Annotated in this window: 17 protein-coding genes and 1 tRNA gene; 10 read left to right on the top strand and 8 right to left on the bottom strand. The window is 71.9% G+C overall.

Annotated features, from left to right (window positions below):
• Positions 1-15 precede the first annotated feature (15 nt).
• The 3 genes from ABZS69_RS21110 to ABZS69_RS21100 are packed head-to-tail and all read right to left on the bottom strand — an operon-like array spanning position 16 to position 3,040.
• Positions 16-1,026: a lytic polysaccharide monooxygenase gene (locus ABZS69_RS21110; protein WP_355374786.1), complete on the bottom strand. Its 1,011-nt coding sequence runs from the start codon at positions 1,024-1,026 to the stop codon at positions 16-18.
• A gap of 41 nt (positions 1,027-1,067) precedes the next feature.
• Entirely contained in the window at positions 1,068-2,366 is a 1,299-nt protein-coding gene (locus tag ABZS69_RS21105) for a HAMP domain-containing sensor histidine kinase (RefSeq protein ID WP_355374784.1), read from the bottom strand.
• Complete coding sequence (locus ABZS69_RS21100) at positions 2,363-3,040, bottom strand: response regulator transcription factor (RefSeq protein ID WP_355374782.1); 678 nt, start codon at positions 3,038-3,040, stop codon at positions 2,363-2,365. The genes ABZS69_RS21105 and ABZS69_RS21100 overlap by 4 nt, the downstream gene beginning before the upstream one ends.
• Before the next feature lie 39 nt (positions 3,041-3,079).
• On the opposite strand from ABZS69_RS21100, the gene ABZS69_RS21095 reads away from it, so the two are divergent.
• A complete protein-coding gene (locus ABZS69_RS21095; RefSeq protein WP_355374779.1) occupies positions 3,080-3,586 on the top strand; it encodes a hypothetical protein in 507 nt (168 codons plus the stop codon).
• A gap of 79 nt (positions 3,587-3,665) precedes the next feature.
• On the top strand, positions 3,666-4,109 hold the full coding sequence (locus ABZS69_RS21090; RefSeq protein WP_355374776.1) for a hypothetical protein: 444 nt from the start codon (positions 3,666-3,668) through the stop codon (positions 4,107-4,109).
• Here the strand turns inward: ABZS69_RS21090 and ABZS69_RS21085 are convergent.
• Positions 4,054-4,548 carry a DUF523 domain-containing protein gene (locus ABZS69_RS21085; protein WP_355374774.1) on the bottom strand — a complete coding sequence of 165 codons (495 nt, stop codon included), beginning with the start codon at positions 4,546-4,548 and terminating at the stop codon, positions 4,054-4,056. The two genes, ABZS69_RS21090 and ABZS69_RS21085, sit on opposite strands and share 56 nt — an antisense overlap.
• Positions 4,518-5,873, bottom strand: coding sequence for a DHA2 family efflux MFS transporter permease subunit (locus tag ABZS69_RS21080; protein WP_355374771.1), 1,356 nt, complete (start codon positions 5,871-5,873; stop codon positions 4,518-4,520). Before ABZS69_RS21080 ends, ABZS69_RS21085 begins: the two co-directional genes overlap by 31 nt.
• Before the next feature lie 44 nt (positions 5,874-5,917).
• Here ABZS69_RS21080 and ABZS69_RS21075 point away from each other — a divergent pair, with 44 nt between their 5' ends.
• The 7 genes from ABZS69_RS21075 (at position 5,918) to ABZS69_RS21045 (ending at position 10,509) form a co-directional block, all read left to right on the top strand.
• The gene (locus tag ABZS69_RS21075; protein WP_355374768.1) at positions 5,918-6,607 is read left to right on the top strand and encodes a TetR/AcrR family transcriptional regulator C-terminal domain-containing protein; all 690 of its coding nucleotides are present in this window, start codon (positions 5,918-5,920) and stop codon (positions 6,605-6,607) included.
• A 60-nt stretch (positions 6,608-6,667) separates the two neighbouring features.
• Positions 6,668-7,030, top strand: a complete 363-nt coding sequence (locus tag ABZS69_RS21070) for a hypothetical protein (RefSeq protein ID WP_355374765.1) — start codon at positions 6,668-6,670, stop codon at positions 7,028-7,030.
• Positions 7,027-7,407, top strand: a complete 381-nt coding sequence (locus ABZS69_RS21065) for a hypothetical protein (protein WP_355374762.1) — start codon at positions 7,027-7,029, stop codon at positions 7,405-7,407. The genes ABZS69_RS21070 and ABZS69_RS21065 overlap by 4 nt, the downstream gene beginning before the upstream one ends.
• A 206-nt stretch (positions 7,408-7,613) precedes the next feature.
• On the top strand, positions 7,614-8,843 hold the full coding sequence (locus ABZS69_RS21060) for an MFS transporter (protein ID WP_355374760.1): 1,230 nt from the start codon (positions 7,614-7,616) through the stop codon (positions 8,841-8,843).
• On the top strand, positions 8,840-9,673 hold the full coding sequence (locus ABZS69_RS21055) for a metal-dependent hydrolase (protein WP_355374757.1): 834 nt from the start codon (positions 8,840-8,842) through the stop codon (positions 9,671-9,673). Before ABZS69_RS21060 ends, ABZS69_RS21055 begins: the two co-directional genes overlap by 4 nt.
• An 85-nt stretch (positions 9,674-9,758) precedes the next feature.
• Entirely contained in the window at positions 9,759-9,974 is a 216-nt protein-coding gene (locus ABZS69_RS21050; protein WP_355374755.1) for a helix-turn-helix domain-containing protein, read from the top strand.
• Between the two features lie 4 nt (positions 9,975-9,978).
• Positions 9,979-10,509, top strand: a complete 531-nt coding sequence (locus tag ABZS69_RS21045) for a Clp protease N-terminal domain-containing protein (protein ID WP_355374753.1) — start codon at positions 9,979-9,981, stop codon at positions 10,507-10,509.
• 4 nt (positions 10,510-10,513) lie between these two features.
• On the opposite strand, the gene ABZS69_RS21040 is transcribed toward ABZS69_RS21045, so the two are convergent.
• Complete coding sequence (locus ABZS69_RS21040; RefSeq protein WP_355374750.1) at positions 10,514-11,404, bottom strand: RNA polymerase sigma-70 factor; 891 nt, start codon at positions 11,402-11,404, stop codon at positions 10,514-10,516.
• Between the two features lie 75 nt (positions 11,405-11,479).
• On the opposite strand from ABZS69_RS21040, the gene ABZS69_RS21035 reads away from it, so the two are divergent.
• Positions 11,480-11,552 (top strand) — tRNA-Ala (locus tag ABZS69_RS21035).
• Between the two features lie 69 nt (positions 11,553-11,621).
• Here the strand turns inward: ABZS69_RS21035 and ABZS69_RS21030 are convergent.
• Together ABZS69_RS21030 and ABZS69_RS21025 are read right to left on the bottom strand one after the other, a co-directional pair.
• Positions 11,622-12,704, bottom strand: coding sequence for a pentapeptide repeat-containing protein (locus ABZS69_RS21030; RefSeq protein WP_355374747.1), 1,083 nt, complete (start codon positions 12,702-12,704; stop codon positions 11,622-11,624).
• 127 nt (positions 12,705-12,831) lie between these two features.
• On the bottom strand, positions 12,832-13,011 hold the full coding sequence (locus ABZS69_RS21025; RefSeq protein WP_350740609.1) for a hypothetical protein: 180 nt from the start codon (positions 13,009-13,011) through the stop codon (positions 12,832-12,834).
• Between the last annotated feature and the right edge of the window lie 105 nt (positions 13,012-13,116).

The raw sequence follows: 13,116 nt of genomic DNA, 5'->3' as shown, positions 1-13,116 counted from the left end.
GGGTTGCTTTCCCGATCAGCCGACGGTCAGACCGGTACGCGCCGCGCCGCCGTTCTCGCAGCGCACCGTCACCGCGAACCGGCCCGCCTTGACCGCCTTCAGGGCCTGTGACCAGGTGGCCGCGGGCGCACTGGGGCGGCTCCTGACCGTGGCGAAGGCACTGGAGGTCACGTCACGCACCTTCGAACCGCCGCAGACCGCCGTCACCCGCACCTGCTGGCCCACCTTGGCCGTGGCGGGGGCGAGGCCGACGCCCGCGTTGACGGCCGTCTGGTCGCCGGACGGCTGCGCGGGCGTCGAGGGCGGCGTCGATGGTGGCGCCGACGTGGGGGTGGGCTTGGGGGTGGCGGTCGGGGTGCCGGTGGGCGTGGGGGCGGGGGCGGGGTTGGCCTGGCCGAAGACCACGTCCGAGCAGGAGTAGAACGCCTCGGGGCTGTCGCTGCGCTGCCAGATCGCGTAGATCAGGTGCCGTCCCTGCCTGGCGGGCAGCTTGCCGGCCATCGTGTAGAAGCCGTCCGTAACCACCGGGTTCTGCACGGTCTGGAACGGCTTGGCCTCCAGGTCCGACCACTTCAGCGGCTTGGCGGGATCGTAGCCGTCCTTGGTGATGTAGAGCTCGAACGACCCCTTGTGCGGCGCGGTCGCCCGATATTTGAACGTGTGGGACGCGCCGCTCGCCAGGGTCGTCGCGGGCCAGTCCGCCCGCGCCTGGTCGAACCCGCGGTACTTGTCCCGGCCCGCGCTGCACAGCTTGCCGTCCGGGATGATCTGCCGGTGCCGGCCCGCCGCGTCGGCGATGTTGACCTCGTTCCAGTCGTACAGCGGCTGCGTGCCGCCGATGGCCACGGCCTGCTTGCAGGCGGCCGACTTCGGGTTCTCCGGGCCCTCGCTGTAGCAGACCATGGTGCGGCTGGGCGGGTTGCTCATGGTGCCGTGCGCGAAGGCCGTGCCGGGGGCGACGGCGAGCACGAGCAGCGTGGGGGCGGCCAGGGTGGTGGCGACGAACGCCTTGCGGGTGAGCTGCATGCAGATCACATTGATGCACCAGAAAGCGCGAAACTTCGGGCTTAAGTGTCCTTTAAGGCTGGCTTAGCTGCTATTTCAGTACGCAACCACACCTGCACCTGTGCCCCGCCCAGCGCCGCCCGGTCCAGCCGCACCCGCCCCCCGGTCGACTCGGCGAGCCTGCGCGCGATGTCCAGCCCGAGCCCGGTGGACCCGCTGCCGCTGCTGCCCCGCTCCATCGCCGACTCCGGGTCCGCGATGCCGGGCCCCGCGTCGGCGATCAGGATGCCGACGGTGTCCGTGCCCTCGTGCAGGGTGACGCCGAACGCCGTGCCCTCCGGCGTGTGCCTGAACACGTTCCCGAGCAGCGCGTCCACCACCGCCGTCAGCTCACCGGCCGGCACCGGCACCCGTACCGGAAGCGTGGCCCCGACCAGCTCCCACGGGCGCCGCTGATCCTCCGCCAGCGCCGACCAGAACGTCAACCGCTCGCGCAGCACCTCGGCCGCGTCGCACGACCTGGCCGCCCGCGACGGCCGGCGGGCCGACGCGATGATCGCGTCCACCTCGCCCTCCAGCCTGGCCAGCGCCTGCCTGCCGGGCTCCGCCTGCGGCCCGAGCTGGTCCAGGCTGAGCTTGAGCGCGGTCAGCGGGGTGCGGAGCCGGTGGGAGAGGTCGGCGGCCAGCTCCCGCTCGGCCGCCAGGAGCTGGGTGACGCGGTTCGCCATGGCGTTGAACGCGGTCGCCGCCGCCTTGAGCTCGGGCGGACCGTCGGGGTAGACGCGTTCGCTCAGGTCACCGGCGCCCAGCGCGGTCGCGGCCGTGCCCAGTCGGCGCGCCGCCCGTACGACCCGCGCTCCGAGCCGGTCGCCGACCAGCACCGAGCCGAGCACCAGCGCCACGGCCACCCCGGTCAGCACCGCCCATGACGTGAAGACGCCCCGGTTGAGGTCGGCGGCGGGCACGAACACCTCGATCACCGCGCCCCGGTCCTCGTCCAGCGCGACCGGGCGCAGCAGCACATATCCGCCGTCCAGCTCGACCGTGCTCGCCCTGGTCTCGCGGGCGGCCCTGGCCACCTCGGCGGCGGGCGCGCGGGAGGTGCCCTGCGTCGCGCCGCCCTTGACGTGGACGGCCAGCAGGCCGCGCCGCCCGGCGTCGGTGCGGGCCATGGCGTGCCCGAGGTCGTCGCTCCTGGTCGTCAGCGCCAGCACGGGGACCAGCGCCGACGCCTGCCGCTCGGCGCCCGCCAGCGCCCTGCTCTGTGCGGTCTCCTTGACGATCATCGCGAGCGGCACCAGGAAGGCCAGCGCGACCATCGAGGTGACCGCGACCATCAGCACCGCCAGAGTCCGCCTCATCGGGGCGCCGACAGCATCACGCCGACGCCCCGGACGGTGTGCAGGTAACGCGGCCGGGCGGCGCTCTCGCCGAGCTTGCGGCGCAGCCACGACAGGTGCACGTCGATCGTCTGGTCGTCGCCGTACGACTGCCGCCAGACCTCGGCCAGCAGCTCCTGGCGGGTGACGACGCGGTCGGCGCGGGCGGCGAGATAGGCGAGCAGGTCGAACTCGCGCCTGGTCAGCGAGAGCGGGCCGCCGTCGAGCGCGGCCTCGCGCCGCCCCACGTCCACCTCCAGACCGCCCACGCGGAACGTCTGGGGCGCCGGCGCGGACCTGGCCCTGCGCAGCACGGCGTCCAGCCGGGCGCTGAGATGGTCGCCGGAGAACGGCTTGACCAGGTAGTCGTCGGCGCCCGCGCGTAACAGCCGGACGATCTCCGCCTCCTCGTCGCGGGCCGTGGCCACGATGACGGGCACGTCGGAGACGCCGCGGACCATGCGCAGCGCCTCGGACCCGTCCAGGTCGGGCAGGCCGAGATCGAGGACGACGGCGTCCGGCGGGCGCTGCGAGATCTCCCTGAGCGCGTCGAGCGCGCACCCGGCGCTGCGGACGGCGTGCCCGCGCCTGCCGAGCTCGTGGATGATCGCTGATCTGACGAATTCATCGTCTTCCACTACGAGAACCGTCGCCATGCGCCCAACCGTACCGATCAAGCGGACATAATTCGTCTCATGCGTCGAGCCCTTCGATATGCGGCGATCTGGTGCGGGGCCACCGCGGTCGCCGTGTCGGTCTCGTGGTTCGGCGTGCGGGGCGTGCTGCGGGAGGAGTTCGTGGACGACGTGGACGTGGAGCCCTTCGTCGCCCAGACGATCGCCGCCGACGAAGCCCCGCTGACCATCACCAGCCCCACCGTTAGCCCCTCCACCAGCCCTTCCACTGGCCCCACCCGCCGCGCTCCTTCCGCGACACCCACCCCGAGCCGTACGCAGCGGAAGCCTGCCAAGAGCCCCGAGCCGCGCAAGCCGCTGAAAGTCGTGAAGGTCAAGGGCGGCGAGGTGGCGTTCACGCTCGGCCCGGAGGGCTGCCGCCTGGTGTCGGCCACCCCGGTCAGCGGCTACACCGCCAAGGTCGCCCGCGCCACCGGCTGGATCAGGGTGGACCTGGTCAAGGGCGCGCACGGCACGGGCGTGTTCTGCATCAGCCACGAGCAGCGCACCGACACCTGGGAGTACTGATCGCCTACGGCGGACGCGGTATCCGCGCCGCCTCCCTGGGGACGATTCGCCGGCCCGTCACGGGTGCCAGGGTGAAGGCATGGACGCACTCCGCAGGGCTCTGGGCTGGTCGGCGCTGCTGTACGGGCTGATCTTCCTCTCGTTCGCGCTGCTGCACGCCGGGATCGCGGCCGGCCCGGTGCGCGAACCCGTGATCGTGCCGGCCGCGATCGTGGAGACGCTGTGCGCCGCGGCCACGTTCGTCGGGGCGTACGGCGTGCTGGCCAGGCGCGCGTGGGCCTGGGACGGGCTCATCTACGGCCACGCCGCCGCGCTCGGCGGGGTGCTGCTGGGGATCCTGTCGCTGGCGCTCGGGGCGGGTCCGTCGAGCACGCTGCTGAGCTGGTATCACAGCGCGATGGCGGTCGTGCTCGCCGCAGGGCTGGCGGGCTCCTTCTACGTGTCCAGGGTGCGCGGGCAGCCGGCGCCTACGCCTCCAGGGTCCGCAGGTAGTCGGCGGCCTCGTCGAGGTGGTCCTCGGTGAAGACGCGGATGCCGTGCTGTTCGAGCAGCGCCGTCGTGACGCCCTGGCCGGGGCCGCGCCGCCCGCTGAACGTGCCGTCGTAGATCGACAGCGCGCCGCACGACGGGCTGCCCTCCTTCAGCACCGCCAGCCGGATGCCCTGCGAGCGGGCCACGGCCAGCGCCGACTCCGCGCCCGCCACGAACTCGGCCGTCACGTCGGACCCGTCGGTCGCCAGCACACGGGCGGCCCCGGACAGGACGGCCGCCCCGCCCGCGCCGCCCTCGATCTCGGCGGCGGGGCGCGGGATCGGCAGCCCGCCCGACACCTCGGGGCAGTGCGGCACCAGCCGCCCCTCCTCGCGCCACACGGCGAGCCGGGCGTCGGAGCTGGTCTTGGCGCGACCGTCGTAGCGCACCCGGCGGCCCATCAGGCAGGCGCTGACGAGGATCCTCTCCATGTCTTCGATCCTATGAGTGCGATCGGCACCAGTGAGACGGCGGCCAGCGCGATCGCCACGCCGAACGCGTACGTGAAGGGCCGCTCCACGCCCGTCCTGGTGAACACCTGCAACAGCACGGCCAGCACCGCCACGCCGAACGGCGAGGCGAGCCGCACCGCGATCGTGCTCAGCGTGGTCGCGGCCGGGATGGCGACCGGCTCCAGCGTCTTGAACGCGGCCGCCATCAGCGACGTCGACACCAGCCCGTGCCCGAGCCCCAGGACGAACATCGGCACGAGACCGCCGAAGACGGCGAATCCGGCGATGCCCGCCACCGCCACGACCACGCCCGCCGCGCCGACGCCGCGCGGCCCCCTGCTGTCGGTCAGCTTGCCCGCGACCGGCATCGTGATCGCCGCGCCGATCCCCATCGGGGCCAGCAGCAGGCCCGCCTCAAGCGCGCTCCCGCCCTGCGCGAGCTGGCTGTAGAGGGGCACGAGCACCGTGAAGCCGAACATGGCCGCCGAGTAGCACACGAGCGCGCCCACAGCGGCGGCGAACGTCCTGTTCCCGAACAACCGCAGGTCCAGCAGCGTGCCCGTCGTCCGCAGCGCCCGCACGGCGAACGCGGCGACCAGCGCCACGCCGATCCACAGCGCGGGATGGAGCGCGGAGGCCCCGTTGCCGATCTCGGACAGCCCGTAGACCAGCGCGGCCAGGCCGGGCGCGAGCACCGCGAGGCCCAGCACGTCGAGCCCCTGCGGGCTCGCGCCCGGCTCGCGGGGCACCAGCACGAACGCCGCCAGCAGCGCCACCGCGCAGATCGGCACCTTGATCAGGAACAGCCACCGCCAGCCGAGGCTCTCCACGATCACCCCGCCCAGCGGCGGCCCGAGCACCGGCACCAGCATCGCGGGAAGCGAGATCATGGCCATCGCGCGGCCCATCCGCTCCTGGCCGGCCGCCCTGGCCAGCATCATCTGGCCGACCGGCAGGAGCAGGCCGCCGCCCAGCCCCTGCACCGCGCGGAAGGCGACCAGGCTCCCGACCGACCAGGCGGCGGCGGTGAGCGCGGAGCCCGCGACGAACAGCACGAGCGAGACCAGCCAGACGTTCCTGGCGCCGAACCTGCCCACGGCCCAGCCGGTGACCGGGACCGTCATCGACAGCGCCAGCAGGTAGCCGGTGACCGCCCACTGCATGGTGGCCGGCGTGGTGTGGAAGTCGCGGGCCAGGGTGCCGAGCGCGACGTTGACGATCGTGGTGTCGAGCATCGTCATGACGATGCCCAGGAGGACGACCAGGCCCGTGGTCCGGAACGAACTTCGTACGCTGTATCGCATGTCGTACACCGTAGCACTTTCGTACAGTGTCTAAAATCTGGGCCGTGAGTTCGATCTGGTCCCGTCCCACGCCGCCCCGACGCCCCACGCTGACCCGGGAGGCGATCGTGGCCGCCGCCATCGCCGTCGCCGACGCCGAAGGGCTGGCCGCGGTCTCGATCCGGCGGGTGGCCGCCGAGCTGGACGCGCGGGCGATGACGCTGTACTCGTACATCGAGCGCAAGGAGGACCTGCTCGCGCTGATGCTCGACGAGGTGAGCGCCGAGGTGCTGGTCGCGGAGCCGCTGCCGTCCTCGTGGCGGGAGGCGCTGCTGCTGATGGCGCGGCGGGAGCGCGAGCTGGTGCTGCGGCATCCGTGGCGGGTGGAGCTGATCTCGCATCGGGTGGCCGTGGGGCCCAACGCGCTGCGGCACGTGGAGCAGAAGCTGGCCGCCTTCGACGGGCTGGGGGTCGACCGGCTGACGCGGTGGCGGTTCCTGGCGGTGTTCAACGACTACATGACCGGGTTCGTGGTGCGGGAGGCGCAGGAGCGCGGGGCGCCGCGATCGGAGGGGATCAACGAGGCGGAGCGGGCGGCCGTGGCGGAGCCGTACATCAAGGAGCTGGTCGAGGGCGGGGAGTTCCCGCGGCTCGCGCCGATGATCGAGGAGGGGGTACGCGGGGCGGACGACAACTTCGAACGCGGCCTCAACTGGGTCCTCGACGGCATCGAACGCGCCATCCCGCAGCGGTAGCGGGACCTACGCGTCCCGCGAAACGGGGACCGGGGCACCCTGGGGATAGCCTTAGCCCCGATGAACACCGTCATCTCCACGATCGTCATCGTCATCTCGCTGCTGCTCATGCTGGCGAGCCTGATCGTCGCGATCCGCAACCGGCCGATGGGCATGGTGCTGCTGATCGGCTTCGCCGTGCTCGAGGTGGCCGTGCTGGTGCAGGCGGGTTTCGTGATCGCGGCGGTGGCCGGGGGCCAGGGGCCCGCCGAGAAGGTCACGCTCTTCGGCTACATCGGGGGCCAGGTGGTGATCCCGCCCGCGGGGGTGTTCCTGGCGCTGGCGGAGCGGAGCAGGTGGGGGTCGGCGATCCTGGTCGTGGCCGGGTTCGCGATCGCGGTGATGACGGGGCGGCTGCTGCAGATCTGGGCGGGGGGCGCGTGACCACCTCCATCGGCACGGGGCCTGGGCGTGCCCTGATCGCGGTCTACGGGCTGTTCTCGCTGGCCGCCGGCGCCCGTGCGGGGGTGCAGATCGCGACGAAGTTCGGCGAGGCGCCGCTGGCGTACTCGCTGTCGGCTCTCGCGGCGGTCGTCTACATCGCCCTCACCGTCGCGCTCTGGCGCGGGGCGCGCCTCTTCGCGCTGGTGGGGCTGGGGATCGAGCTGGCCGGCGTGCTGGTCATCGGCACCCTCAGCCTCCTCGACCCGGCCGCCTTCCCGGACGAGACGGTCTGGTCGGCGTACGGGAAGGGGTACGCGTTCATCCCGCTCGTGCTACCGGTGGTCGGCCTCTACTGGGTGCTCCGCCGCAACCGCTAGCCCGCGCGTGCGACGCCGCCCGCGCCCCCGCCTTCTCCCGCGCCTTCGCTTGAGCTGAGCCCGCCGCCGCGCCCGCTCGCGTTGCGGTGGTGTTGCGTGGGGTGCCTCGGGAACGCCGGGTGGGCGGCCAGGAATAAATGGATATTTCGGTCCTGTTAAGATGGCGATTCGTCCTATGACTTGATGAGTGGAGGACCGCCCCCGACATGAGTGTGCTGACCCAAGAGGCACGAGGCCGTACCACCGGACCCCTCGCCTGGCTCCTCGTGCTGGGAATCGTCCTCGCCGCCCTCAATCTCCGCACCGCCGTCACCAGCGTCGGCCCCCTCCTCGACCAGCTCACCGGCGCGCTGGGCATGTCGAGCGTCGGCACCGGCCTGCTCACCACGCTGCCCGTCCTCGCCTTCGCCACCGTGGGCGCGATCACGCCCACCCTGGCCAGGCGCCTCGGTGAGCACCGGCTGCTCCTGCTCGCCCTCGTCACGCTGGGCGTCGGCATGCTGGTCAGGTCGCTCGTCGGCTCGGCCCCGGTGTTCCTGCTGAGCAGCGCCGTGGCGCTCTCCGGCGGCGCGGTCGGCAACGTGCTCATCCCCACGCTGATCAAGCGCCACTTCCCGGCCCGCACCGGGATCATGACCACCGTCTACACCACGGCCCTGGCGGTCGGCACCATGCTGGCCGCCGCCGCGACCGTGCCGATCGAGCGCGCGTCGGGCGACTGGCACATCGCGCTCGGCGTGTGGGCGGCCCTGGCCGCCGTCGCCGCCATTCCGTGGCTCGCGCTCCTGCGCAGTGAGCCGGAGCGGAACGCGGGCAGCCGGGACGCGGGCCTGCGCCGTCTCCTCCGGAGCCGGCTGGCGTGGATGATCGCGATCTACTTCGGCACCCAGTCGATGATCGCGTACATGATGTTCGGCTGGCTCGCCACCATCCTCACCGACAGCGGTTTCAGCACGTCGGAGGCCGGGGCGATCCTCGGCGTGTTCACCGCGCTGAACATCCCGGTCTCGATCTTCGTCCCCGTCGTCGCCTCCCGCTTCCGCGACCAGCGTCCCGCCGTGGTCGCGCTCGTCGTGTTCTACACGGCCGGGTTCCTGGGGCTGTGGGCCGGGCCGCCCACCCTGGCGCTCCTCTGGGTGACGCTGGTGGCGGTGGGCATGGGATCGTTCCCGCTGGCGCTGATGATGCTGGCCCTGCGCACCCGTACGCCGGAGGCCACGGCCGCGCTGTCGGCGTTCGGGCAGAGCGCGGGCTATCTCATCGCCGGCGCCGGTCCGCTGCTGGTGGGCGTGCTGCGTGAGGTGACCGGCGGGTGGACGCTGCCGTACGCGCTGATCTTCGTGGTGCTCGTCGTGCAGCTTTTCACCGGCCTGTACGCGGGCCGCAACCGCTACCTGGAGGACGAGCAGACCGCCCCTGCCAGAATGACCGGGTGAGATCCACCCTCGTCACCTTCCCCGACGGCCGCACCAGCGGCCGTTCCCAGATCGTCGGGGCCGTGCCGGTGGGGGACCGGCACGGTCTCGTCGTCGCCGAGACGCCGTTCCACCCCCTTGACCACACCTGGCCCGACCAGCCCGCAGACCGGGGCACGATCGGGGGCCTGCCGGTCGTCGACTGCGTGACAGGGGCCCAGTCGAGCGCCGGCGAGGTTCTCCTCGGCGATGCCATCCCGGTGCGGCGCGGCACGGAGGAGGGCTGGGACTGGCTGGTCGTCCACGTCACCGAGACGCCACTACCCGCGGGGGCGGAGGTGGAGCTCGAGGTGGACGCCGATTTCCGGACGGCGCTCTCGGCGGGCCACACCGCCTGCCACCTGGCCGCCCTCGCCGTGAACGCGGCCCTGGCCGGCCACTGGCGCAAGGAGGCCGCGCTCGACCGGCTCGGGCACCCCGACTTCGACCAGACGGCGATCGTCTCGTCCAGGATCGAGCCGTATGGCAGCGTGGACGTCTACCGCCTGGGCAAGTCGTTGCGCAAGAAGGGGTTCTCCGCCGAGGGCGTGGACTTCGGGAAGATCGCCCAGCAGGCGAACGAGCAGTTGGCGGCCTGGGTGGCGGCCGACGCGCCGGTCCGGCTGGACGTCCCCGGCCCGGGGCTGACGGCCCGCCGCACGTGGCACTGCTCGCTGCCGCAGGGAGAGGCGTCCATCCCGTGCGGCGGCACCCACGTGCGGAGCACGGCCGAGCTGGGACGGGTCGAGGTCGCGTTCTCGATGGAAGAGGCCGCCCTGACCATGCGCACCACCTGCGGCGGCGCGGGCTAGCCGGTCAGCGCCGTGCCCGCGAGCGCCGGATCACCTCCGTCAGCATCTGTTGACAAGCGGGTGCTTGTCAGCACATGCTGACACCATGGAAGTCACCGAGCTGGCCGAGGCGGCCGCCGATCGCGACCCGGGAGCAGGGCTGGCAGCCGTGGCCGCGCTCAGGGCCCTGCTGGAGGAGCTGGAGGCGACACACGTCTCGAACGCCCGCGCCCAGGGCTGGTCGTGGGAGCAGATCGCCGACGCGCTGGGGGTTCGGCGGCAGTCGGCCCATCGCAAGCATGCTCGAAGGACGGGGAGGTAGCCGCATGTTCGCCAGGTTCGCCGAGGGGGCCCGCAGGGCCGTGGTCAGGGCCGGGACGCTCGCGCTCGACGCGGGCCGGCCCACGCTCGACGCCGATCTGCTGCTGCTGGGGGTGGCCGAGGTCCGGCCGTTCTCGCTGGAGTCGTTCACCGCCTCCGAGGCCGACGTGCGGGCGCGGGTGGACGTGGGTGACGCGCGGTCGCTGCTGGCCACGTTGGGGATCGACCTCGACGCCGTGCACCGCCGCACCAGGGCGGGTCTGGACGCGCCCGGGTTGTGGAGCCTGCGGCGGTCGCGGGTGCGGCCCCTGCGGGTGACCCTGTACGGGCCGCTGGGGCAGATCCCGCTGGCCATGCACGCCAGGAAGGTGATCGAGGTGGCCATGTGGCGCCCCGGGCCGGTCGCCGGCGAGGACCTGCTGTGGGGCCTGCTCGCCGACCACGCGAACGGCGTCGCCGCGATCCTCCGGGACGCCGGGGTGGACCTGGCCGCGCTGATCCGCGAGGCTCGGGTCCCCACCCGGCGCACGGCCTGACCCGTCAGACCGGCTCCAGGTGGGCGATCTTCTCGGGATTCGCGATGAGATAGATCGTCTCGATCTTGCCGTCCGAGATCAGCAGCGAGGCGACCGAGATCACCTGCCCGCCCGCGGAGATGACCATCACGGGGGCGTTGTTCATGGTCACCAGGCCGAAGGTCAGGTCGGAGATCCCCGCCATACCGATCGAGGCCATGAAGGCCGCGATGTTGGCCGGGGTGTTGATCGACACCAGCCAGCGGCTGACGTTGTCGGCGCCGGTGATGGCCCGCAGCGCGGCCCTGGCCTTGCCGCCGCCGTCGCTGACCATCGTGACCTCGCTCGCGAACAGCTCGATCAGCCCGTCGAGGTCGCCCTGGGCGGAGGCGTTGATGAACCGCTCGGTGATCCGCCGCCGCTCCTCCCGGTCCACGTCGAACCGGGGCCGCCGCTCCCGCACGTGGTCCCGCGCCCGCCGCGCGAGCTGCCTGGTCGCCGGCTCGGCCCGCCCGATGATCTCCGCGATCTCGGAGAACGGCAGGTCGAACGCCTCCCGCAGCACGAACACGGCCCGCTCCAGCGGCGACAGCGTCTCCAGCACCAGGAGCAGGGCCAGCTCCACCGTCTCGGCCAGCTCGGCGTGCTCCGCCACGTCGGGCGCCGTGCTGATCGGCTCGGGCAGCCACGGCCCCACGTACGACTCCCGCCGCGACTTCGCCCACCGCAGCCGGTCGATGGCCAGCCGCGAGGTCACCCTGATCAGGTACGCCTTGGGGTCGTCGACGGTCGCCTCGTCCACCCCCGACCAGCGCAGCCACGCCTCCTGCACGACGTCCTCGGCGTCGGCGACACTGCCCAGGATCCGGTAGGCGACCCCGGTCAGCAGGCTTCGGTGGTCTTCAAAGGTCGACATAGTCCCATAGACGTACCACAGGGGCTCCAGCGTGACACGGTCGCTCCCGATCTCCGATACACTTGGTGATCGCAAGGGGCTATAGCGCAGTTGGTAGCGCGCCTCCATGGCATGGAGGAGGTCTGGGGTTCGAATCCCCATAGCTCCACCCTGATCAGACCGCCTCCGACCTGCCGAAACGGCTCAAGGTCGGGGGCGGTTCCGCGTCTGGGGCCGGTCAGAGCCGGGTCTTGTCGTCCATCAGCGCGATCTTCTTCAGGACCTCTTCCGACGGGACTCCCTTGGCTCCGCTGAGGTCGGCGCCGCGCAGATCGATCTTCCCCTGGCCGCTGGGCCATCTCGCGCCGGTGAGGTCGGCCCGACCAAAGTCGGTGCCCGTGAAGTCGACGCCGGCCAGGTCGACGCCCGTGAGGTCGGCGCCGTCCAGGCTCGCGTACCGGACCTTCGCGCCGACGAGGCTCGCGCCGGGAAGCCGTGCCCCTCTGAGGTCGATGTTCGTCAGGTCGGACCTGTTGAAGTTCGCCCCGGTGAGGTTCGCCCCGGACAGCGACACCCGGATCCAGGTCGAGAAGCCTATGTTCGTGTAGGCGAGGTTCGCGTGGTCGAGGAAACTGCGAACCCATCTGATGGAGCCGTCCGCCTTCTCTATGTATTCGCGGTGGCCGAAGTCGGTGTCGGTGAGGTCCGCGCCGGACAGGTCGGCGTTGACCAGCGTCAGGCCCGTGGCGCGGATGCCCGACAAGTTCACCCAGTGCTGCGCGGACCACGGCGGCCCTGTCGGCGGCGGCGTGCCGGCGGGCTTGTTCCTGGCGATCACCGCGAGCGCCGCCTGGATGTCCGCCGGGATGCGCGGTTCTTTCCCTTTGACCTTCTTCGGGGAGCGCTCGCGTAGGTACGTGGCGAGCACGTCCACGACGGTCCGCTGATCGCGCGGCGAGTCGCGAGAGATCCTCTCCAGGGCGTAGATCGCGCCGACCCGCCCCTCCAGCGTGTCCGAGCCGATCTGCTCGATGGCCCGCGTGTAACGCTCGGTGATCTGGCCTTCCTGCGTGGTGTCGAGCGAGCGGGCGGTGTAGAACAGCCCCGCCGCCGTGAACAGCAGCCCCAACAGCACCCCCGACGTGGAGAGTAACTGCATTCTGTTCTGCGTGGCGAGCGCCCTGATCTCGATGCGCTCCTTCACGGGCAGTGCCTCGAACTCCGCGCGGGACACCCCCTTGATCGACGGGTATCGGCCGTCGGAGAAGGTCCGCTCAAGACCTTCGATCAACCAGCCCGCGAGCGTGCGCATGCGCTGCATGAAGCTAGTAAAGCCCGACAAGGGCCTACGTGGGGATGGTCTGCCGGACGCTCGCGGCGGCAGGTCTCCTGCCTCGCGGATCCGCGGGCGCCCGGCTACGCGACCTGTCCGTGGTCCAGGGCTATGGCTAGGCGCCGCACATCTGGCAGGAGCAGCGCAGGCAACTCGTGTGGCCGTCGTCGTACCGGTAGATGCACATGCAGGAGTCGCAGCACCCGATCCACGTCGCGGGCAAGGCGTGGGCCTCCTTCCTGGGGACCAGCAGTCCCAGCATCGCGTCACTGACCTTGCCGAACAATCTGTTCATGGTGTACCTCCAGGTACGCCGCGGATGTGTTCGGATTCGACCGTAGGGGCGCTGCCGATAGGGCTGATACACGAATGTGTATGCGTGCCCCGCGGGAAATGTCCG

The sequence above is a fragment of the Nonomuraea sp. NPDC005650 genome (genome assembly GCF_040605375.1).
In the GTDB taxonomy this organism is placed as follows: Bacteria; Actinomycetota; Actinomycetes; order Streptosporangiales; family Streptosporangiaceae; genus Nonomuraea.
Note: the sequence above shows the minus strand (reverse complement) of the source record. Positions and strands in the feature narration are given on the sequence as shown.